The organism is Paenibacillus cineris (genome assembly GCF_018333335.1).
GTDB classification, from domain to species: domain Bacteria; phylum Bacillota; class Bacilli; order Paenibacillales; family Paenibacillaceae; genus Paenibacillus_AQ; species Paenibacillus_AQ favisporus.
This window is the reverse complement of the sequence record NZ_BORU01000001.1, coordinates 3,010,541-3,031,226: the sequence shown is the minus strand read 5'-3', so window position 1 is coordinate 3,031,226 and position 20,686 is coordinate 3,010,541. Positions and strand designations below refer to the sequence as shown.

At 45.2% G+C, this 20,686-nt stretch carries 23 protein-coding genes and 1 pseudogene; 18 read left to right on the top strand and 6 right to left on the bottom strand.

What is annotated here, in order from left to right:
• Positions 1–137: 137 nt before the first annotated feature.
• The 3 genes and pseudogenes from KI379_RS14130 to KI379_RS14120 form a co-directional block, all read left to right on the top strand.
• Complete coding sequence (locus KI379_RS14130) at positions 138–662, top strand: DUF4362 domain-containing protein (RefSeq protein ID WP_212983951.1); 525 nt, start codon at positions 138–140, stop codon at positions 660–662.
• A gap of 59 nt (positions 663–721) precedes the next feature.
• Positions 722–1,552: a class I SAM-dependent methyltransferase gene (locus KI379_RS14125; protein WP_212983950.1), complete on the top strand. Its 831-nt coding sequence runs from the start codon at positions 722–724 to the stop codon at positions 1,550–1,552.
• Positions 1,553–1,843: 291 nt separating this feature from the next.
• Positions 1,844–2,719 (top strand): annotated as a pseudogene (locus KI379_RS14120) (helix-turn-helix transcriptional regulator); the annotation flags it as partial.
• Between the two features lie 314 nt (positions 2,720–3,033).
• Here KI379_RS14120 and KI379_RS14115 read toward each other — a convergent pair.
• Positions 3,034–3,360, bottom strand: a complete 327-nt coding sequence (locus KI379_RS14115) for a hypothetical protein (RefSeq protein ID WP_212983948.1) — start codon at positions 3,358–3,360, stop codon at positions 3,034–3,036.
• Between the two features lie 330 nt (positions 3,361–3,690).
• On the opposite strand from KI379_RS14115, the gene KI379_RS14110 reads away from it, so the two are divergent.
• The 7 genes from KI379_RS14110 (at position 3,691) to KI379_RS14080 (ending at position 7,712) form a co-directional block, all read left to right on the top strand.
• Positions 3,691–4,017, top strand: a complete 327-nt coding sequence (locus KI379_RS14110) for an ArsR/SmtB family transcription factor (protein WP_212983947.1) — start codon at positions 3,691–3,693, stop codon at positions 4,015–4,017.
• 81 nt (positions 4,018–4,098) lie between these two features.
• Positions 4,099–5,100 carry an NADP-dependent oxidoreductase gene (locus KI379_RS14105; RefSeq protein WP_212983946.1) on the top strand — a complete coding sequence of 334 codons (1,002 nt, stop codon included), beginning with the start codon at positions 4,099–4,101 and terminating at the stop codon, positions 5,098–5,100.
• 115 nt (positions 5,101–5,215) lie between these two features.
• Positions 5,216–5,683, top strand: a complete 468-nt coding sequence (locus KI379_RS14100) for an NUDIX hydrolase (protein WP_212983945.1) — start codon at positions 5,216–5,218, stop codon at positions 5,681–5,683.
• Between the two features lie 275 nt (positions 5,684–5,958).
• On the top strand, positions 5,959–6,288 hold the full coding sequence (locus tag KI379_RS14095; RefSeq protein ID WP_105442747.1) for a helix-turn-helix domain-containing protein: 330 nt from the start codon (positions 5,959–5,961) through the stop codon (positions 6,286–6,288).
• Positions 6,289–6,368: 80 nt separating this feature from the next.
• Entirely contained in the window at positions 6,369–6,794 is a 426-nt protein-coding gene (locus tag KI379_RS14090) for a hypothetical protein (protein WP_212983944.1), read from the top strand.
• 183 nt (positions 6,795–6,977) lie between these two features.
• A complete protein-coding gene (locus KI379_RS14085) occupies positions 6,978–7,193 on the top strand; it encodes a transcriptional regulator (protein WP_076165021.1) in 216 nt (71 codons plus the stop codon).
• A 30-nt stretch (positions 7,194–7,223) separates the two neighbouring features.
• Positions 7,224–7,712, top strand: a complete 489-nt coding sequence (locus KI379_RS14080) for an AAA family ATPase (protein ID WP_212983943.1) — start codon at positions 7,224–7,226, stop codon at positions 7,710–7,712.
• A gap of 80 nt (positions 7,713–7,792) precedes the next feature.
• Here the strand turns inward: KI379_RS14080 and KI379_RS14075 are convergent, their stop codons facing one another.
• Entirely contained in the window at positions 7,793–8,728 is a 936-nt protein-coding gene (locus KI379_RS14075) for a S66 peptidase family protein (protein ID WP_212983942.1), read from the bottom strand.
• Positions 8,729–8,989: 261 nt separating this feature from the next.
• Between KI379_RS14075 and KI379_RS14070 the strand changes: the two genes are divergently transcribed.
• Positions 8,990–9,859 carry a chemotaxis protein gene (locus KI379_RS14070; RefSeq protein WP_212983941.1) on the top strand — a complete coding sequence of 290 codons (870 nt, stop codon included), beginning with the start codon at positions 8,990–8,992 and terminating at the stop codon, positions 9,857–9,859.
• Positions 9,860–9,918: 59 nt separating this feature from the next.
• On the opposite strand, the gene KI379_RS14065 is transcribed toward KI379_RS14070, so the two are convergent.
• Positions 9,919–10,794 (bottom strand): AraC family transcriptional regulator, encoded by an 876-nt coding sequence (locus tag KI379_RS14065; RefSeq protein ID WP_212983940.1) that lies wholly within the window; start codon positions 10,792–10,794, stop codon positions 9,919–9,921.
• 151 nt (positions 10,795–10,945) lie between these two features.
• Here KI379_RS14065 and KI379_RS14060 point away from each other — a divergent pair, with 151 nt between their 5' ends.
• From KI379_RS14060 to KI379_RS14040, 5 genes are all read left to right on the top strand, one after another.
• The gene (locus KI379_RS14060; protein WP_212983939.1) at positions 10,946–11,782 is read left to right on the top strand and encodes a phytanoyl-CoA dioxygenase family protein; all 837 of its coding nucleotides are present in this window, start codon (positions 10,946–10,948) and stop codon (positions 11,780–11,782) included.
• 179 nt (positions 11,783–11,961) lie between these two features.
• Positions 11,962–12,150, top strand: a complete 189-nt coding sequence (locus KI379_RS14055) for a hypothetical protein (RefSeq protein ID WP_212983938.1) — start codon at positions 11,962–11,964, stop codon at positions 12,148–12,150.
• Positions 12,147–13,337: a winged helix-turn-helix domain-containing protein gene (locus KI379_RS14050; protein WP_212983937.1), complete on the top strand. Its 1,191-nt coding sequence runs from the start codon at positions 12,147–12,149 to the stop codon at positions 13,335–13,337. Before KI379_RS14055 ends, KI379_RS14050 begins: the two co-directional genes overlap by 4 nt.
• Complete coding sequence (locus KI379_RS14045) at positions 13,334–13,822, top strand: GNAT family N-acetyltransferase (RefSeq protein ID WP_212983936.1); 489 nt, start codon at positions 13,334–13,336, stop codon at positions 13,820–13,822. Before KI379_RS14050 ends, KI379_RS14045 begins: the two co-directional genes overlap by 4 nt.
• A 318-nt stretch (positions 13,823–14,140) precedes the next feature.
• On the top strand, positions 14,141–15,235 hold the full coding sequence (locus KI379_RS14040) for an L-dopachrome tautomerase-related protein (protein ID WP_212983935.1): 1,095 nt from the start codon (positions 14,141–14,143) through the stop codon (positions 15,233–15,235).
• A 273-nt stretch (positions 15,236–15,508) separates the two neighbouring features.
• Here KI379_RS14040 and KI379_RS14035 read toward each other — a convergent pair whose 3' ends face one another.
• Together KI379_RS14035 and KI379_RS14030 are read right to left on the bottom strand one after the other, a co-directional pair.
• A complete protein-coding gene (locus tag KI379_RS14035; RefSeq protein WP_244879286.1) occupies positions 15,509–16,243 on the bottom strand; it encodes a DUF4241 domain-containing protein in 735 nt (244 codons plus the stop codon).
• Positions 16,244–16,374: 131 nt separating this feature from the next.
• Positions 16,375–17,763, bottom strand: a complete 1,389-nt coding sequence (locus KI379_RS14030; protein ID WP_212983933.1) for an MFS transporter — start codon at positions 17,761–17,763, stop codon at positions 16,375–16,377.
• A 190-nt stretch (positions 17,764–17,953) separates the two neighbouring features.
• On the opposite strand from KI379_RS14030, the gene KI379_RS14025 reads away from it, so the two are divergent.
• Positions 17,954–18,622, top strand: a complete 669-nt coding sequence (locus KI379_RS14025; RefSeq protein ID WP_444544275.1) for a TetR/AcrR family transcriptional regulator — start codon at positions 17,954–17,956, stop codon at positions 18,620–18,622.
• 238 nt (positions 18,623–18,860) lie between these two features.
• Here the strand turns inward: KI379_RS14025 and KI379_RS14020 are convergent, their stop codons facing one another.
• The gene (locus KI379_RS14020; RefSeq protein ID WP_212984730.1) at positions 18,861–19,613 is read right to left on the bottom strand and encodes an SDR family oxidoreductase; all 753 of its coding nucleotides are present in this window, start codon (positions 19,611–19,613) and stop codon (positions 18,861–18,863) included.
• A gap of 164 nt (positions 19,614–19,777) precedes the next feature.
• Here KI379_RS14020 and KI379_RS14015 point away from each other — a divergent pair, with 164 nt between their 5' ends.
• Entirely contained in the window at positions 19,778–20,677 is a 900-nt protein-coding gene (locus KI379_RS14015) for an AraC family transcriptional regulator (protein WP_212983932.1), read from the top strand.
• Positions 20,678–20,686 lie beyond the last annotated feature (9 nt).

Sequence of the window (20,686 nt, the reverse complement as noted above, 5' to 3'; positions counted from 1 at the left end):
GGAACATTTTAATTCAACAAATAGTATAGAATAGTCTAGTGCTCGCGTATGCGATTGAAACATTCATACTCGCTATAGCGTTGTTAAATGTGAGGTGATGATTCATGATCAAATGGGTGTTAATATTAGCAGCTGGGTTGGTTTTGCTATCGGGCTGCAGTGAGAAGTCGGGCGGATCTATAGACAATACGACCACTCCTTCCACTGCTCCTGCACTAGGGGAGACGACTTCACTGCCATCGAAGCCGAAAGCGTTCCCCGCTGTGTCTGACCCTTATGATGCTGACAAAGCAGCCGCGAATGGTGATATCGTGAACGTTCATGGGAAGATGTACAATTTAGAGAAGTGGAAGCTGTTTCTGGGGAATCTCGACATGGGTGTGCCGAATCAGGTGCGCATTACACAGTACACGGATGAAGGCGACCCAATCTTCTATGAACTGGTCTATGATGGGGCCGAGGCAATTGTGTATACGTATGACAATTCGAGGGACGGGTTTGGCAGTGATGCAGGTCGTCCAAGCACGGTGTGCCGTGGTATTGAACTCGAGAAGAATAAAGAGTACGGGTCTCATTACAAGCTAACCGGGTGCGATAATGAAACTAGCGATACGTTCTGGTTCACGGATGTAGAGGAGGAAGCTGAGCAGGGCAGCCAATAAACACATAAAATACATTACGGACGGAGCCAGATTTGAGTTTAAAAATGGGAGGGGAAAGCATGAAAGATCAGCGTTCAACCTACAATATCCAAAGTGCTGTATTAGGGTTTCAAGAGGAAATCGAGCGGTTGAAAGTACAAGCAACGATGGGTTGGCAGAAAGAGTTACGAGCCTTAAAATGGTACGGATTGCAAAATGGTATGAGTGTATTGGAAGTTGGCAGCGGACCTGGATATATAACTGAGCAATTACTTAATAGCTTACCCGACAGTCATATTACCTCTCTCGAGATCGATAGTACTTTACTCGAACAAGCAAAAAAATTACTAAGTGACGTCCCACCTGAACGAATAAAATTTGTGGAATCGTCGGTTTATCATACGGATCTACCCAATGATTCTTTTGACTTTGTAGTAGCAAGATTAATTTTTCTCCACTTAAACAATCCACTTGAAGCGGCACAAGAGATTTATCGAGTACTAAAGCCTGGTGGGAAACTAGTAATCATTGATATTGACGATGGAGTGTTTGGTACGGTAAACCCAGAAATCCCTTCATTACATAATATATTAAAGAAAATCTCGGATTATATTGCACAGAAAGGTGGAAATCGATTCATAGGCAGAAGTCTACCACGTCTCTTATTAAAGAGTGGATTTATTGATATAGATATTGATTCAGTAATTCAACATAGCGATGTACATGGTATTGATGGGTTTAAACGACAAATGGATAGGAACCGTTTTGTACATTTTTATAAAAATGGTGTAATAAATTCAGATGAATTTGAACAAATGAAACTGGCTTCTGAGGCCATTAATAATAATTCGCCTGATGCATATGTGATGATGAATTTTATTACTGCATGTGGTACAAAGCAGAATTATTAAAAAATGAATAGCAACCAATTGAGCTGAACGGGAACCGAATAGCTTAAGTGGATTTCGCCTGCAGATGATACTGGACATTTGGCTGGCCTCTCCAGCGATTATCAGTCCGGGCAATTCTACCGGCAGTTGAATAAAGCGGATGTGCCCATTCAACCAACGCTTGATAGGATGACGTTTTTGGAAATGTTATGCTGTTATCGACAGTGCGCACTGTACATTTTGTTTAATCGGAGGTAGGTATACGATGCTCGATTTACGTAAAATTGGAGCTTATATTCGAAGCTTCGCAAAGACCGGGATCTGACACAATTGGAACTTGCCGATCAACTGAATGTAAGCCATCAAGCGGTATCGAAATGGGAACGAGGCGACTCGCTACCGGATATCGGAACGCTTCCACAGTTGGCTAGATTATTCGGCAAAACGGTTGACGACATTTTAAATGCAGGAGATCACACAGAAATTCGGGAGCACCAGCACCTGGGAACGATCGTGGAGGAGATCGCAGAGAACAAGCCGGAACAAGTTGCAGAGATGGTTAATGCCGGTGAGGTGGAGCTGGAAGAGCTTGTAGAAGTAGCGCCGTTTGTAAAAGCAAGCGCTTTGCATAAGGTGACTGAACGATTAGACAGCAGCGTCCTTAAGTTAGACGTGATCTTGAGTCTGGCGCCGTTCCTCGGAACAGATACATTGGATGAACTGGTTCGTCAAGTAGAAGGAAGCGAAATTCTGTGGGACGCCATTTCAGGACTTGCTCCGTTCGTTAGCAGTGACACATTAAACCGACTGGTGGATAAATCGATTGACGGCTCCTTAGAAGTGCATCGTCTTGTTGAAATTGCTCCGTTTCTTGGAAGAGAACAAGTAGATCGGTTGGTACAACATGTCGAAGAGGGTGGCTTGAGCTGGCATTTGGTCCAAGAGCTGGCACCTTTCATCAGCAAAGAGACATTAAATCGTTTGGCAGATCGGGTTGTAGACGGCACCATCGATGCGAACCGGATCGTTAGTCTCGCACCTTTTCTGGGCAGGGAAAATCTCGAGAAGTTGATTGCTGGAATCGAAGTTGAACATCTTAGCCCGGATTTGCTGGCGAGTCTTGCTCCTTTTATCGATCAAGGGACATTGAGCAGAATGGTAACAAACTTATTAAATAAAGTAAAATAGCCGCGGAGGTCGGAGCTTATTGATCCAGAGACCGTCGGCGATACCTAGGGGTACCCGCTTGAAATCCAATTTTTTCATCGATTTTGGATCATTGAACCAGCAAGGTGCTGGTTGGTCAACTAGGTAACCACGTTAAGTTAACGGGGAGCAATACGACGGCATCCGGACAAAATCATCGGCTGCCGTCGCAATGTTAAAAAGGCGTGATCGTACAACATTCGGTTGACAAAGATGTCACGCGTTGAATATAACAACTGGTGCTACAACCGCATAAACCAAGGTAGATCCTGCGTCTCAAACAGATCCTAAATCGTTTAACTTTGCTTACTGTCGGTGGATGAAACTACTTGAATTCGGTATTTTATATCCTTGATCGAATCTGGGTATATTGCGGGTTCCATTGCACTACGCAAACCATTTTGAATGGCACGATCCCATTCCATTTCATTCTCCTGTAAGTATTTATATACCTCATTCGGGAGATCAACGACTAACTGGACCTGTTTAGGATCCCGGGCGGGATTGATTTTAGGCAACCACTCAAGCTCGTTTTCAGATGCATTGATATGGACTGGTTTTTTACGGGATTTAGGCAGGGGTGAGACCCTTTTTGATCGGACCTTATCTTTTTTGTTCGCCATAATCCTTTTCCTCCTTACTCACATTGGATAAATCAGTCTATGCATCCGATGGGATTTTGGGCCGGGCGAGAGGGCTCTTATTGTAACCATGGCATGGACGGGGCACATGAGGAAGTTGCGGATGCAGTGTCACATCTAACGAAAGATAATGACATAAAAGGCCTCCCCCTTAAAGGCATAGGAAGAGGAGAGGCCTTCACATTAATTTGAAATCGGATGGATAAAATGGCACAAGTTATAGGTGTGGTTTTGCCTCAGCTTGATTTTGTTATTAAAAGCTCTATAATTATGTTTAATAGATTAAACCAATAAACCTAAGGGGTGAATGGCATGAGCCAGCAAACGGAGGATATTCTACAACAATTTAAAGATTGCATCCCTCTATTGGAAGTGCTGACCGATGTAAACCGTCAAGCTATGATTATGCTGTTAGCACAGAACAAATCGGGACTTAATGTGAATACAATAGCAGGGCATATCAATTTGTCCAGACCGGCGGTATCCCATCATTTAAAGGTATTGAAACAGTCTGGTTTTATTAAATCCGAAAAAAAAGGTGTAGAAAACTACTATGTGTTGACTGTCCGTAAACCACTTGAACAACTCAAGTCATTAATTACGGCCGTTGAAGACGAATGCGATGGTCTCAGTGATTAGCCAAAAGAGTTAAGTTCTAGTGAGCTTTTTTCAGCATTTGGTTCAATCGTTTAAACCAATAATCATAAGGAGTGGTATGAAATGAAGGCTATGACCATTAACAAGTACGGAAAAAATGTTCCATTAGTCATGACAGAACAACCAATGCCGAATATCGGAGAACATGATGTGCTAGTAGAAATACATGCAGCCAGCTTAAATCCTATTGACTATAAAATTAAGGAAGGGAAAATGAAATTATTATTGAATTACAAGTTTCCTCTAATTTTGGGGAATGATTTCTCAGGAGTTGTAGTCAAGGTTGGCAGCAGGGTCAATACTTTTAAACCAGGAGATGAAGTTTTCGGAAGACCACGCAAGAACCGGATCGGAACTTTAGCTGAGTTTATTGCTGTTCATGAGGAAGATATTTGTCTGAAGCCGGAAAATCTCACCTTTGAAGAGGCGGCATCGATACCGCTGATTGGACTTACGACTTACCAAGCATTTGTTGATATTTTAAATCTTCAAAAAGGCCAAAAAATCTTGATTCACGCAGGTTCTGGAGGCGTAGGAACCTTCGCTATCCAACTGGCCAAGCTGATGGGTGCATTTGTAGCTACAACTGCAAGTGAAAAAGGCTATGATTTGGTCAAATCGTTGGGGGCTGATCTAATTATTAATTATAAAAAAGAGAATTTTGAAGAAATCCTTACCGGATATGACGCGGTTTTTGATACTTTAGGTGGAGAAGCTTTGGACAAGTCATTCCGCATACTGAAACCAGGCGGACAAATTGTATCCATTTCCGGCATGCCGAACGCCAGATTTGGAAGAGAGGCGAAACTGGGTTGGGTGAAAACAACCATTTTGTCGATAGCGAGCCGTAAGATCAAAGCCCAAGAGAAAAAGAGCCAATCGGCGTATCACTTCCTATTTATGAAACCGAGTGGAGAACAATTAAAGGTTATAAAGGGGTATATTGAAGGCGGACTTATTAAGCCTATTATTGATAAGGTGTATCTTTTGAAAGATGCAGCGCAAGCATTTCATTACCTGGAAAGCGGAAGGGCCAAGGGGAAAGTAGTTATTAGTTTAAAGTAATGTACGATGACAAGAACTATAAATATCCATGCACAAGTTACAAAAATCCATTCCACGCCTAATCCATTAAACATAAACTATTGCTATGGTTTGACTAGTAAAGTGGAGGGTGTAGATGGATTACATACAACATTTAAGGTCAATGGTAGGGAACGAGAAGGTCATTATGGTTGTTGCGGGTGCAATTGTTTTTGACAAAGAAAACCGAGTCCTGATGCAGAAACGTTCGGATAATGGTCAATGGGGTTTTCCTGGCGGGTTTATGGATTTAGGAGAGAGCGTTCAAGATACAGCAAGAAGAGAAGTTTATGAAGAGACGGGACTTACATTAGAAGAACTTAAGTTATTCGGGATCTATTCTGGCCCTCAGTATGACAAGACATTTTCTAATGGCGACCAAGTCTCACTTGTCCTAATATCATTTGTTTGTGATCAGTATAGTGGCAAGTTAGTTGAAAGTAACGAGGAGTCGATTCAAAATAAATTTTATTCTCTTAAAGAATTACCAGAGAATATATTCACCGAACATAGGATGCTTATTGATGATTTATTATCGAATAAACTGCTACCGATTATTGGTTAAAGTAGGGTAAGCCGAACTAAAAGAAAATTCAGGAGCGAGACGCAGCTTAAGTTCATTGCAGGAGAAATTCAGACATAAGAAGCACTCAATCTGACCACCGGCTTGCAATACACGATAGCTATTGGGATAAATAGCATCCATTTCGTTATTTTTAGAGCCAAAGATTCTTACTAATTTCATTAAAGGGCAGCCTGCCATAGGACTTTTTCGATTTTAGTGCGTTCTATCTTTAGACGATACAGTCTATAGAATTTCTATGGAGGAGTGGCCGATGCATGGCAAAGACGCAATTGGAGGATATCGCCGTACGTTTACGCAACGCCCGTATTAACCGTAAACTAACGCAAATGGAAGTATTTCGTTTGACGCAGATCAACAATAAAACCTTGAGCGCGTATGAAACCGCAAAGACCGAACCGGATCTGGTATCGCTGTCCAGGCTGGCCGACCTGTACAAGGTGTCCACCGATTGGATTATTACCGGATTTGAGTTCAAAGGAACAGGCAGGTCAGAAGATGCAGAGGCCGAAATTGGCCGGCTCAAGGACAAGCTTAAGGCACGGGAGCAGATCATCCGGGGAATCCGGGAACTCGTCTCGGAGTGAAAATCAAATAATAGTTAGCCTTAATTGAAATGAATTACCAATACAAGGTGGGCGGTTATAACACAGAGGTGAGGATAAATTTGCTGCGTACTTTACATCTATTCATAGTATTGGTTCTGATTGCGTCCGTTACCATTATTGCGGGCTGCCAAGGGGAAAGCAATAAGGATACTTTTCCTGAAGTCGGACAAAGTTTGTCCAAAAGTATGAAACAAATGGATAAACAACCTGGCATACTTTTAACGGGGTTCGCTGCCGACCCCAAAGTGAAACAATATAAAGTTGGAATTGAATATGATCCGGGTCAAATAAGCAAAGAACAATTAAAACAGATTGTTACTGATTATCTCAGCCATGCGGCTTCAAATTTGTCGCCTCCCAACAATTGGGAAGAGATGCTTGAACCATATCAATTGCGCATTGAAAAGTTAGGTGATGCTCAAAAAACGCCCGTGATCGCTGAAAAAGAGATCGGCTCAACAGAAATAAAATGGTTTTTTGAATAGAATAACACTGCTTTACAGATTAAACTAAGGGACGATAGCCCGTCGATGGAACTCACCCTCCCAATTGGGCAGACGCATGTGGCATCTTATCATTATGGCTTCCATTATGAAGTATACTCTTGCTGGCAATGGACAACGCTTAAGGTTAAATAACTATTTTCTTACGCGGGAGGTCATCGCTAATTGAAATTTGAACTTGGACGTTGCTTGCTGAATGAACGATTGATGGAATCCGGAAAGTCAGCGGAATGGCTGGCGAAAGACTTGCTTTTTAAACCGGAACGGGTTTATGACTTTATGGAAAACAAAAGAGTGATGCCACTCAAAATTGCCATATCGATCGCAGATTCCATCGGCTGTGATGTTCGTGACTTGTATGAATTAATTCCAAACGAATAAGAAGTAAAGGGAGAATAAGAGGGTCTAGCCATGGGCATTAGGAATGATCTGATTGAAGGTGTTTCTGGCATCGGCAAAACTTCGGTCTGCATAGAATTGCAGCGGCGCGGCTACCATGCCATTCATGGTGACCGTGAATTGGCTTATCAAGGCGATCCGGAAACGGGGATACGGACGGATGGTATCACGCATGAGCACCACATTTGGCATGTCGATAAAGTAAAAGCTCTGGTCACCAATCAGGATGAAGCGGCAACATTTTTCTGCGGTGGTTCTAGGAACTTTTCGGAATTCATAGATCTATTTGACGGCGTGTTTGTCCTTGATGTCGACCTTGACACATTGAACCGGCGGCTTGACGAGCGACCGGAGAATGAGTGGGGTGGAAAGCCATCCGAACGGAAACTCATTACGAGATTGCACCAAACGAAAGAAGACATTCCAAAAAACGGAATTATCATTGACGCCACCGCGCCGATCGAGCACGTCGTTGACGAGATCATCTGTCATGTCAAATAAAATAATCGTCGACGAGAGTAAATTACTAACACTTACGGATTGCCGTAGACCAATACACCGTCGCACCTGGATACGAATTGTCATAACGATTGCATAACGCTGATGGTAGGTTCAACTATAGTTATTCTATTATTGACTGAATCGAGATTAACCGTTGCGCCAATTGGCAAAGCAACTTTATAAAAGCCATGACCTGTGGCAAGGTTCGTTATCAGCGGCTTACCGAGAGGTACAACAAATTCGTTGATTAAATCCTCATAGGATTTACCATAAGCCGCCTGGCAGCCTGAGCACTCGCCCATAATAATGCCGATGCAGTCACGAAATTTTCCGGCAAGCTTTAAATGATTCAAGTACCTGTATACGGTATTGGTAGGTTCGTGTGTTTCTTCAAGTACGAGAATTTTATCCCTTGTATCGATTTCGAAAGGCGTGCCCAACGTATCGACAAAGGAGGTCAGATTACCGCCCACAAGCTGCCCTGTAACGTTGCCCGGAACACGGCTGATCAGTGGCATCCCCGGTGGATTGAAGAGGGTCCGGGTTGATGAATACACGGATGTCGCAGAGAAAAACTGATCGAAATTATAAGCGGGCGTATCGGGTTTGAAGTCAATGAGCAGCAGACTATGGAATGTTATTAAATCTACATATTGATGCATTACGTTTAATAGTACCGTTATATCGCTGTAACCTGTCACAATTTTTGGGTTATTGCGGATCACCGTATAATCAAGGTAAGGAAGAATTCCCGCCACTCCTGTACCGCCTCTGGTGGGTAGGATCATTTTAACCCGGTCGTCTTGGAACATCATCATCAAATCAGAAGCCCGCTGCTCGTCTGTGCCGGCAAGAAACCCGTTTTGTGCATATACATATTGACCTAATACAACATTAAATCCCATTGCTCTCAAAATTTCGATCCGTGCATTAATTACGTCTGCAGCGAGCGGACTCCCCAAAGTAACGACTCCAACAGTATCGCCCCTCTGCAGCATTGGCGGACTTATCGGCATGTGCTGATCTTCCTTCCTGAAAATAGAAGAAGCCATTGTCATATCATATCTTTAGAGTATATTGGCAAAATCCCAAGCACAGTACTAAAAAGGAACATGAATGAACGAGAAACCCTCTTTCTTCATTTCCGGCCATGCTCCTCGAGCACACAGCCTTTCTCCAGAGGCGGCACCTGTTCTTTGTTGGATTGGCCCCCATGCTCTCCCTTATAATTAGAATGATATGGAAGTTGAATTGCGATGAAGGTGGTGGGGAATTCGATGAAAATCGCGGTAGGGTTTGTACACGGTATTGGAAAGCAAAAAGAACATTTTCATGAGGCGATGGCAGGGCTCATTAGCAAGCGGTTAGGTGAAATATGTCCGGCGGTGGAGCTGGTCAGCAAGGGAATTTATTGGGCGGATATCACGGACCGGCTGGAAGATGAGCTCAAGGAAAAGCTTGCGCCTGACCATCTGCACTGGAACAAGTGGATCGATGCTCGGGGGTACACCATCAGCTTTCTAGGTGACGCGATTGCCTATCAACCGCTGCCCCACAAAGCAGGTGACGATGATCGGAACTACATCTACACCGCAATTCACGAACGATTTTATGAAAAGCTGCAGGAGCTCGCGCAGTGCACAGGACCCAGCGCCCCGCTGTGCATCATAAGCCACAGTCTTGGCACGATCATCGCGAGTAACTTCATATACGACCTGCAAAACGGCAGGCTGCCAAGCGGCAAGCTTGCATCAATAAGTGAGAATCCTTCTGCACTCGTTCGTGGCGATACGCTAACACATTTTTACACAATGGGCAGCCCGATCGCGATCTGGACGATGCGGTATAACGACTTTGGGAAGCCGATTTCGTTTCCTTCACCTGCTCTTTTGGCCGAGGGGCTCCCATACGGCGAATGGGTTAATTTCTACGATAAAGATGATGTGATCGCCTATCCGCTCAAGCGTCTAAGCGCGGAGTATGATGCGGCCGTGACAGAAGATGTGGAGGTCAGAAACCCGGGTTTTCTGGCCAGCACCCCACTTAATTCACACGGCGGGTATTACCGTTCGAAGACGGTCATCGAGCGGATTGCCAAGTCGCTTGCAGACCTTTACGACCAAACAACCCGACAACCGATTCGTTAAGTGCCAGCGCCGGCAACCGGTAATGAACGGCTAAGCTATTCTAACGATGGCCAAAGGCGCTATCCATCTCCGCCGGTCCGGCCGTTCATTCGGAATTCCGTCGGCGTGAGACCTGTCTCCTGCTTGAATTGATAACTGAAATAGTGAAGGCTCTTAAAACCGAATCTTTCCGCGATCCATTCCAGCTTCTCGCCCTGCAGAAGCGCGAGCTTCGCCCGTTTGATCCTTTCTCTGATAATAAAATGCTTCGGTGTCACCCCCATTTCATGTTTGAACAGCTTGGTGAAATGTACCGGATGATAGCCGCACAAACTCGCAAGTGCGGCAACCGACCAGTTTATGCCGGGCTCATCCTGCATCGCTTGAATGGCCGGTTCGATCTTGTTCCTCGAACCCTGTACGGAGTCGTTCCCGAGCAGCTGCCGACAGATCAGCGTAATCGCCTGCATCATAAGCGAACGCAGTGTCAGCGTATATCCTGGGAGCTCGGATTCGTATTCATGAACCATTTTAGACAGGATCGGTTCAAGTCCGGCAATGGTTAGCAGGGTTGGAATCTTGACTTCTCCGTAAGACGGTATATGAAAAACGGACAGTTGTGGGGCACTGAACGAACCCGGATCGCCATATTTGATTTGGAGTCCGGGATGGACGGGCAAAGGAGAAGAGGTGTGCCAATGGAAATGGACGCTGATATAATCAGTCGTTCGAATAGCCGTCAGCTTCGTTAGGCATTCCGGACCGTAACAAACGCATTCTCCCGGCCGAATGGCTACTTTTTGTCCTCCAATCTCGAGCTCTGCGCAGCCGGACACGACATAGAAAAGCTGATTGTCGGGGATCTTCCGATACCCCCAGTCCGTTCCCGCCTCTGCCGTTGCCCTGGCAGAAAAATTGACCGTTGGCGTAATCCTGTCTAATGTTCCAGTATACATGACCAATCTCCTCCGTCTGAGGCTTAAACTTGCAAATACTCAAAAAGATGATGGATTTCGGAAAATACAACAATGAGCACACCATCTATGATAAACCTATAGGAAGGCGTTTACATCCATCATTATAAAACGGGCGGGAGCGTGAGGTAAGTTGCTGAATGCAAATCAATTGGCCGAATTCGAGAAAAACGGTTTTGTGAAGGGCGGCATTGTCTTAAACGACGAGGAAGTGGAGCGACTGCGAGAAGAGCTTGATTTAGTCATGGAAGGGAAGTCGGTGAATAAACCGGTACTGAACCGAAACATGCTCGCGGAAAGCAGCGATTCCCTTCATGAGGGGATGAAAATGACGGTCAGTGAGAAAGTGGTGCAAATCGTCAACATTTGGATGGCCAGCGACGCTTTTTTTCAGCACGCCGCTCACCCAGTCATTTGTGAGGAGATCGCCCAGCTGTGCGGCACCGATACGCTGCGGATATGGCATGATCAAATCCAATACAAACCACCTGTCTCCGGCGGTCCGACACTCTGGCACCAGGACCACCCGCTTTGGCCGATCATTCAGCCCGCGGACTTGGTCAGCGCTTGGGTCGCGCTCGACGATGCGGTCATCGAGAACGGCTGCATGTGGATGGTGCCCGGCAGTCATAAGTGGGGGAATCATCAACACGATTTGGCGAACACGCCCGATTTCATGCCTTACCATCGTCAGCCGGAGCTGCTGCCGAAGGAAGCAAGAGTGGAAGCGGTTCCGTTTGAAATCAAGAAGGGGCAGGTTGGCTACCACCATTGCCTCACTTGGCACGGAAGCCCCCACAACCGTTCGGAGCGCAAACGGCGGGCAATCGCCGTTCACTACATGCCGGGACATACCCGTTACGAACCGGACGGCAGCCATCCGATGCTGTCATATGTCACGGTTAACAAAGGGGACATTCTGATGGGCGATCATTTCCCGGTCGTCTATTCATCAGCTGCCAACGGGTGATGAAGGCTTGGTAATAGAGGTTGAAGGGGCACTCGAAATCGGGTGCCCCTTTTCCTTGGAAGATCCGATCTGGCGAGGGTTATTTTTCAATCCATATTGTTTTTATTCTCTAGATAATGGTAAAATATATAGGAACGTGTGTTTGTTTTTTGCGTTTTCCACAGATAGGGGGAATAGGCGTGGTTGGAATCGTTGAAAAAGAGCCATTTTCGGTATTAGGAAGCAGGATTGCAGACGAAGTTCCCGAATGGATTCCGCCATTATGGCAAGAAGTAAATCATGACTATATTGAGATAAGCAACCTCGCCATCCGTCATCTTGTGCAAGCGGCTCCCGAATGTTTCGTTAAGGAGTCGATGCGTTCATGATCGAATTGACAAACCGCCAGGCAAGACAATTTCTGTTATTGAAGCACGGGCTCCTAGGTGAATATCAATTTGCTGGAAAGGAGGGAGTATTGGATTTTGTGCGGCAGGTCGGCTGTATTCAATACGATCCCATCGATGTTTGCGGAAAAAACGCCGAATTGGTGCTGCAGTCGCGAATCAAAGGATTTACCAAGAACATGCTCGACGAGCTGCTGTATAAAGATAGACTCCTGATCGACTATCCTGACAAGAATCTGGCTATTATACCTCTCGAGGACTGGCCGTATTTTGAGCGGTACAGGCAGGCCGCCCGACAACATGCCAAGCGCTACCCCGGAATGGAAGAGTTGACTGAGCAAGTGCGGGTTCACATCCACAATCACGGTGCACTAAGCTCGGATGATCTACAATTGGATGGGAATTTCTCGTGGCAATCGGCCATCCACTGGAGCAGCGGAAACAATACGTCCCGGTCGGTGCTGGAACAGATGTACTCGACAGGCGAGTTGATTATCCATCACAAAAAAGGAACACGTAAATATTACGATATTGCCGAGAAATACATACCGCCAAATCTGTTGAATGCGCCGGAGCCGCTGATGGCCGAGCTTGATCATCACAAGTGGCGGGTACTGCGCCGGATCGGTGCTGTTGGCCTGTTATGGAATCGGGCATCCGATGCTTGGCTGAACATATGGGGATTGAAAGCGGTGCAGCGTAACGAGGTTTTCCGGCAGTTGTTGGACGAAGCTCGTATTGTTGCTATTGCCGTAGAGCAATTGAAGGATACGCTGTACTGCCGCGCAGAGGACTTGCCGCTCATTGAAGCCGTCCTGCAAAATCCGAATCCGAAATTTCGCTGTGAGCTGATTGCCCCGCTGGACAATTTGATTTGGGACAGAAAGCTGATCAGCGAATTGTTTGGCTTCGATTACACCTGGGAGATTTACACGCCCGCAATCAAACGGAAATTCGGATATTATGTGCTGCCTCTATTATACGGAGAAAGCCTAATCGGACGAGCCGAAATCATCGCGGAGCGAAAAACCGGAACACTCGTTGTTAAAAACATATGGTACGAGAACGGCATACAGCCAACAAAGCAGTTGCGAACAGCAATGAACCATTGTTTCCAACGTTTCGCATTTTTCAACGGATGCGGGACGATTAGTGAGGTGGAAATATGAATAACGAAGTGATATTGCGAGACGTGAATAAAGAGGACTTGCCGATCTTTTTTGAGCAGCAATTGGACAAGACTGCCAACCATATGGCTGCCTTTACTGCCAAAGATCCAACGGACAAGATCGCCTTTATGTCTCACTGGCACAAGATATTAGACGACGATCGGATTATAAAAAAGACCGTGCTTTTTAACGATGAAGTTGCGGGGCATGTTTCGAGTTTTGAACAGTTCGGTGAACCAGAAGTCAGTTACTGGATCGGACGAGAGTATTGGGGAAGAGGTATTGCAACTAGATCCCTTTCTCAACTTCTTGAGTATGTAAGCATTCGTCCTTTATTTGCTCGTGCAGCAAAAGATAATACAGCTTCTATTCGGGTATTGGAAAAATGCGGATTTAAGATTTGTGGTGAAGACAAGGGGTTTTCCAATGCACGCGCTGAGGAAGTCGAAGAATATGTTTTAAAGCTGCCTATTAAGGCAGAGTAGCAATCTCAATATTTCTCAGCTAACGGAATACGTTAGCTCAATGAACATTGAAGGCAGCCGCCCCCAAAAGCCGGCTGTCTTTTTTCCTAACTTACAGAAAGATAGAACATGTCTGTTGCCATTAAAAATAACAGCGTTTGCAAAAAAAGACAGATTTGAATTAGCCATTGCAACAGTTGAAAAAAGTGGCTGAAGTTGAACAAAACAAGCGAACCCACAGTATCCATCACGATAGATCAATTTAACAAGAACCAGGCACTACATCAAATTTTCATCATATATAGGTGATATCCGTTTAGATTTGATGAGGAGGATATCATGCAGCCTATGTTACCTATGGAAAAGTATTTTGGACAGTTTGAGCTAGTGCATGCTTTTTATGGGGCTATGCCTACTGGTGTCAGTGTTTCGGAAACCGGTCGTATTTTTGTATGCTTTCCGAAATGGGGAGACGACGTCCAATTTACTGTTGCGGAAATTGTAGAGGGTGAGTTGCAGCCTTATCCCAATTTAGAAACCAATTTGGTTAATACTGCGAATATTACGATGTCTTTTGTCAGTGTCCAAAGCATCGTTGCTGACGGAAGAGGAACCCTTTGGGTACTGGATACAGGGGCACCAAATTTTTCTGAACCTATTCAAGGGGGAGCAAAATTAGTTGCTGTTGATTTAAGCACGAACACAATAAGGAGAGTTTATACCTTTACTGAAGATGTTGTTTTGCCAACAACTTATCTGAATGACGTCCGTTTGGATTTTCGGGTAGGCAGAGCAGGCTATGCATATATAACGGATTCTTCTTCCAGAGGGCCAGGGGCTATTATCGTCGTGGATTTAGATAATGGAAACGCGTTTAGACGATTAAATGGGGCAGTATCAACTTCACCTGATTCTCATTTTTTACCAAAAGTAGAGGGTAGAATTTTGATGAATCGAAACCCGGACGGTTCAACTTCCCCTTTTAGAATGGCTTCCGATAGTTTAGCGATTTCTGTTGATGGTAAGGTTTTATTTTATGCTCCGTTAACCAGCCGTCATCTGTTCTCGATCTCAACAGAAGCCCTAAGAGACAGAAGGATACAGGACATGAATTTATCTCAAAATGTGCAGTATTGGGGAGAAAAAGGTGCGTCTGATGGAATGATCACCGGCTCAAAAGGAACCGTTTATGCAGGAGACTATGAAAATAATAGCATCCGGAAAATCTTACCGAATGGCGCAATGGAAACCATCGCGCATGATCCGAGAATTTTATGGCCGGATACTTTTTCGATTGGCCCCGATCAATACTTATATGTCATTGTGAATCAACTACATCGGCAGGCGAGATTTCATTATGGGAAAGACCTGCGGGAAAAACCATATAGTTTACTTCGGTTCAGAATTGATGAATTCCCTGCTCCTACCTTCTGATAATCATCGTAAACGAGCAAAAGACTGATTTTACTCACAGCATATCCTCATTGTAAAATCTTACCGATGTTTGTAAGGAGTAAGGAGGGGTGGTACATATGTAACAAACAGGGGTAATCCTCTGTATTCACTGAGTGATGAATATATCGAAGCTCCTCATCCGGAATTTTTGGTGTTGTGGCCTCATCGAAGCTTGTTAGCAAGAGAGGGAATAAAAGATTCAGTGCGACGAGAAGGAGAACGCCTATGACGGCCGTTCTCCTTTGAACTGACTTACATATATGCCAATTGAATGTCAATAAACTGAACGACGATTTGGCAAATTTCACCTGCTTGATCGTATCCCCAATAAACCGGATAAGCGCCATCGCCGAAACCGGATTGAAACATGGGGACATGGTACTCGGTATCAGGGATTGTCCAGTTTAGCCAATCGCCACCACTGCGTTGATACTGTGGATTTTCGCGATAACTCTTGGCAAACAGGGCTGCAAAATAATCATCGTAAAGATTGCCATCAGGATGTGCTTGATGCCACCGACTAGCAAAGTCGCAAAAAGCTTGATGCGCCTGCTTATCGCAAATACATGCCAGACCGGCATCTACATTGAAGCCAAAAAACTCTCCGTCCCCCATCCCTGAAATATCTTCATGTCCAATCAGAGCTTCCTCGAACCGGACGGCAGGAACATCGGAAAAACGCAGACGAACAGCGGCATAACGGGCACAGTCACCATCCTCGTCCGGCTTCACCACACAGGCTTCGGCTGAGTACGTTCCAACGGACGCCGTTTGGAAATAAGGCTGCTCCTTTATACTCCCCAAATAACATAGCGGATCGCGGACAAGAATTTGGCCGGTAGGAATGGAGGTGGGACCAAAATCTATAACTGCCAGCTGCTTGCCTGCCATTTCAGGCAAAATAAAATAATCATTCAAATCTACAGGGCATTTCAATTTGTGACGCTGCTGCTCCCACTGGGACAGCCATTCACTTGTTGGGATCATGGGCATTTACCTCCTGATATAGGCTTGTAAAAGTAGGGCGTTTTGAGGGTATTGAAGTTACAGGCATTAACACTAAAGTGGCATCCTCCCTATGTTAGAACAGCAACTCGACTTGAATCAACTGCACTTTGCTAAGATGAAGATGACGATGTGGCTTTTGGGGCTATTCGTCTTAGGTACAGAAAGGCACACAAATTGGATATAGCCGCCACCACGGCAAGCCCCCAGAATAAGTTGGCATACGTCTGGCTAGGCGGAAGATGCTTTTGCCATTCCATTGCACTGGACATCACCGCAATGCTGAATGCGCCGCCGATAAACTGCATCAGTTGGTACAATCCCGTTCCTGAACCCATCTGAGAAGAGGGGAGTATACACGAAATTTCGTTAGATACGCTGCTGCTAATGATAGCAAAGCCTAAATTCATCAGCATGTACACAAAAACATTGGCCACCCAAAATTGGGTGCCCAGTCCTGCGAATAATACAGCCGCCAATAATACGAGCATAGGAGTCGTACGCAGCATTCTGCTGCTTCCCCGCTCGTCGATCATCGCCCCGACCCTCCTTGATAGCAATGTAGACAAAATAGCACCTGAAAAAATAACAAATCCGGCATGACTTGCACTCAAACCAAAATGTTTCAATAGCATTTGCGGTAGCAAAAAAAGCGTTGCAAAGTTGCATAAATAGGCTAAGACCCCGATGAAAGCAAGCATTAGATAGGTTCTGTTAGCTAGTAATGACGGCAGCAAAAACGGATGCTTCGCTCGGCGGATATGCAGAGTAAAGACGATTATCCCTGAAATTCCGATCAACAAGGCAACGGGATGATAGTTGGTGAAAAATAGCAGGAGACCTGCTGTACCTGCACTCAGTGTCACTGCCCCCATTACATCGAAAGACCGTTTGGACATCGACTCTTTTGGAATCAAACACATAAGCAGCGGGGCAATGCACAACAGCGAGGATGTAATGGCAAAAAGATATTTCCATCCGAGATATTGCACCACAAAGCCGCCAATGACCGGGCCAAGTCCAAAACCCAGTGACACGGAGGACATGATGAACGTCATCGATTTCCCTCTGCGTACCTGAGGTATGTAACGGGATAGGAGCACTATGGACAGGGAGAGTGCCGCCCCGGCCCCGGCAGCTTGCACGATGCGGGCAGTTAGCAGCACCCAGAAATGGTTACTCAGCATCGCCCCAACCGAGGCGCCTCCCGTCAAAACCAGACTCATGCCGAACAATCGGTTAAGCGGAACCAAATCAGACAACCGGCTGTAGGTGATCGAGGAGATGGCGAACATAATAGAATAGCCGGTGACGGTCAACGAAACGATAGATGAAGGTAGGTTGTAATCATGGCTTAAATCGCTTAATGCCAAATTAAACATGGCCGTATTCATTGTGACTAACACAACAGTAATGCAAAGCAACGTAATAATAAAGCCTTCACGGGGAAGCAAGAGAACTTCATTTTTCTCGGTCTTCGTATTGTGGAGAGCATCCTCCATGAGATTTCCTTCTTTCCTTCTTATATTGTGAGAGGTTACATATCTAGCGATCTAATGCCTACTTCTACTCATTGAACACTCCTCCTAAAAGGTTTATTTATTCCAAACCCAGCGCTATTTCATTTTGGAATGGCTTGCTGTACAATAAAGAGACCGAACGGTATCTTTTATATTATCAGGATTCTAGTAAATGACAAGGCCAGAATTGTATAATTTATTTAAAACCATTGAAATAAAAGAGGTTCATACGGAGGAGCACATGAAAAAAGGGGATCGAACACGGGAATTTATTATTATGAAATCGGCTGAAATTTTTAACCAGAGAGGATATGCCGGCACATCGCTAAACGATATCATTAACGACACAGGAATTAAGAAGGGGGGCATCTATCGACATTTTGCCAGTAAAGACGAGATCGCGCTGGAAGCTTACAATTACGCTGCCGGCATGGTCAACAGAAAATTTTCTGAGGCGATCGACCAAGAGCAGTCTGCTTCAGGAAAGTTAATGGCTTTTTTTCGTGTCTATGAGGATGTTGTAAACAATCCACCATTTATCGGCGGATGTCCTATGCAGAATACAGCTGTAGAAAGTGACGATACGCATTCAGAGCTTTGTGGTCGGGCAAGACAAGGTTTGCATACGTTCTTGGATATGATGAAAAGTATCATTCGTGACGGCATTCAAGCTGGGGAGTTTAGAGAGGATCTGGATGTGGATGCGCTAGCATCATTTGCATTCTCCTTGTTGGAGGGAGGGATTTTGCTGAGCAAGCTGGATGGAGATAACAAACACATGCTAATGAATACAAAAATCTTCTCGTCCTATTTGCAGCAGTGCTGCTTAAAGACACATTAATCTGGTGTCTGGCACATCGCATTGGAGTAGGCTGCTGTTTTGGGTAAGAAGAAGTGTTAAATAAGCTGTTATAAAAAGGGCGTACCGAAACCGCAACGCAGTGCAGTGGTACGTCCTTTTACTGGGAGATGAAACCTGACTCATGTATGTGATCTAAAACTATTCCTTACTTTTGAGCAATTTTAAGGTAACGATAAATGGTGGCTTCCTGATGTTTTTAGTCAGCATGATCCGTCTCCTATCCTTGCGCTGTGGGGCGGACCACGATTTCACTGACATCCACGTTATGGGGCTGCTCAATTGCGAACGCAATAGCTTTAGCGATAGAGTAGGGGGATAACCCAATATTCTGATAAGCTTCGAGTTTGGCTTTCATCTCTGGGTCCCTTATAGCGTCCAGAGCATCCGATTGCATGGATCCAGGTGTGTTTGTGAATCCGGGTGAAACAATCGTTACGCGAAGCTTATCGCCGGCCTCTTGACGCAGACCTTCTGAGATCGCACGAACGGCAAGCTTTGTCCCTGCATAAACCGACATATTAGGCAAAATCCGATAAGCTGCCGTGGAAGCAATGTTAATAAAATGTCCTGAGCCCTGATTCCGAAAAGTGGGTAGTGCCGCTGCTATCCCATATAGAACTCCTTTAACATTGATGTCAATCATGTCTTCCCACTCCTGGACCCGCAGATCGTCAAAGGGAGACATGGGCATGAAACCCGCATTATTAATAAGAACATCAAGCTTGCCGAATTTCTCGCTTGCCAATTGGACAAGGTTTGAAAGGTCTTCGGACCGCTTCACGTCAGTAACGAGATAAGCAGCCTTACCGCCAGACTTCTCAATCCGGTTAGCTATTGCTTCAAGCTGATCCGATCGCCGCGCGCCAAGTACAACTTGGGCTCCTCTCTCGGCAAGCAGCATTGCAGTTGCTTCACCGATTCCGCCACTTGCGCCTGTTATTACAATGACTTTATCTTGTATTCCGGACACACTCACCACTTCTTTCTTCTATAATATATGTCTCTTACACATTTCATTTTAAGAAAAGTGGCGGTTCAACCGGTAGATCATTCATGCCCGTTCCTTGCCTAATCCCGCCAGAGAAGTATAATGGGTTTAACTGATTTTTGAACAAAAGAGGTTGGTGCATAAACTTGAAAGAGCTCATTTCCGAGTTAGTCCAGTACATGGATCGTCTTACACCGATGGATGGCGTACACAGCATGGCAATTCCTGAGCTTTATTTCAGACGTCAATCTCAGCAGTCACGGCCAGTTTACAGTAGCAGCCATCCTTCCCTTTACATCGTTGTCCAAGGTTCTAAAACGGTGGAATTAGCCGAGGAAAAATATAATGTGGACCCAGGTAGCTATTTGGTCTCTCCGGTTCATCTGCCTGTGATCGGACAAATTACTGAAGCATCGCCAAGCCATCCGTACCTAAGTTTACAACTGACCTTCGATCCGGATCTTCTTCTCGATATATCGAAAACATCCAGTCCTTCGAAGAAGATGACGACTGAACGAGGAATCCTGCTCAATTCGTCAACCTCGGACTTGCTTAAAGCGGTTTTACGCCTTGTAGAACTTCTGGATACCCCCTCTGATATTGAGATGCTGGCTCCCTTGATCGTTAAGGAAATATTTTATAGGGTCCTTCAAGGCGAGAAGGGAGAGCTGCTGAAGCAATTTGCCGTGATCGGAAGCTATGCTCAATGTATATCCGAAGCCATACAATGGATCAGAAATCATTATTCCGAGCCTCTAATCATTGAAGAGCTGGCTAAGACGGTCAAGATGAGTCCGAGGAGCTTGCATAGACATTTCAAGAAAGTAACGGCCATGAGTCCGCTTCAATATCAAAAGATCATTCGCTTGCAAACAGCAAGACGACTGCTGCTTACGGAAAACCTGGATGCAGCTAACGCAGGATTCCGTGTTGGATATGAAAGTCCTTCACAATTTAATCGAGAGTACGCCCGGTTATTTGGACGTCCCCCGATAAGGGATATTCATGATTTACGTGAATTCTCCTTCAAGAACATAAACACTTAACAGCCCAGC

Coding starts and splice junctions, on each gene's coding strand:
- KI379_RS14050 (WP_212983937.1), top strand. CDS start 12,147: ATGATCGAATTGACAAACCGCCAGGCAAGACAATTTCTGTTATTGAAG.
- KI379_RS14065 (WP_212983940.1), bottom strand. CDS start 10,794: ATGTATACTGGAACATTAGACAGGATTACGCCAACGGTCAATTTTTCT.
- KI379_RS14100 (WP_212983945.1), top strand. CDS start 5,216: ATGGATTACATACAACATTTAAGGTCAATGGTAGGGAACGAGAAGGTC.
- KI379_RS14070 (WP_212983941.1), top strand. CDS start 8,990: ATGAAAATCGCGGTAGGGTTTGTACACGGTATTGGAAAGCAAAAAGAA.
- KI379_RS14095 (WP_105442747.1), top strand. CDS start 5,959: ATGGCAAAGACGCAATTGGAGGATATCGCCGTACGTTTACGCAACGCC.
- KI379_RS14025 (WP_444544275.1), top strand. CDS start 17,954: ATGACAAGGCCAGAATTGTATAATTTATTTAAAACCATTGAAATAAAA.
- KI379_RS14040 (WP_212983935.1), top strand. CDS start 14,141: ATGCAGCCTATGTTACCTATGGAAAAGTATTTTGGACAGTTTGAGCTA.
- KI379_RS14105 (WP_212983946.1), top strand. CDS start 4,099: ATGAAGGCTATGACCATTAACAAGTACGGAAAAAATGTTCCATTAGTC.
- KI379_RS14075 (WP_212983942.1), bottom strand. CDS start 8,728: ATGCCGATAAGTCCGCCAATGCTGCAGAGGGGCGATACTGTTGGAGTC.
- KI379_RS14035 (WP_244879286.1), bottom strand. CDS start 16,243: ATGATCCCAACAAGTGAATGGCTGTCCCAGTGGGAGCAGCAGCGTCAC.
- KI379_RS14030 (WP_212983933.1), bottom strand. CDS start 17,763: ATGGAGGATGCTCTCCACAATACGAAGACCGAGAAAAATGAAGTTCTC.
- KI379_RS14110 (WP_212983947.1), top strand. CDS start 3,691: ATGAGCCAGCAAACGGAGGATATTCTACAACAATTTAAAGATTGCATC.
- KI379_RS14045 (WP_212983936.1), top strand. CDS start 13,334: ATGAATAACGAAGTGATATTGCGAGACGTGAATAAAGAGGACTTGCCG.
- KI379_RS14080 (WP_212983943.1), top strand. CDS start 7,224: ATGGGCATTAGGAATGATCTGATTGAAGGTGTTTCTGGCATCGGCAAA.
- KI379_RS14115 (WP_212983948.1), bottom strand. CDS start 3,360: ATGGCGAACAAAAAAGATAAGGTCCGATCAAAAAGGGTCTCACCCCTG.
- KI379_RS14125 (WP_212983950.1), top strand. CDS start 722: ATGAAAGATCAGCGTTCAACCTACAATATCCAAAGTGCTGTATTAGGG.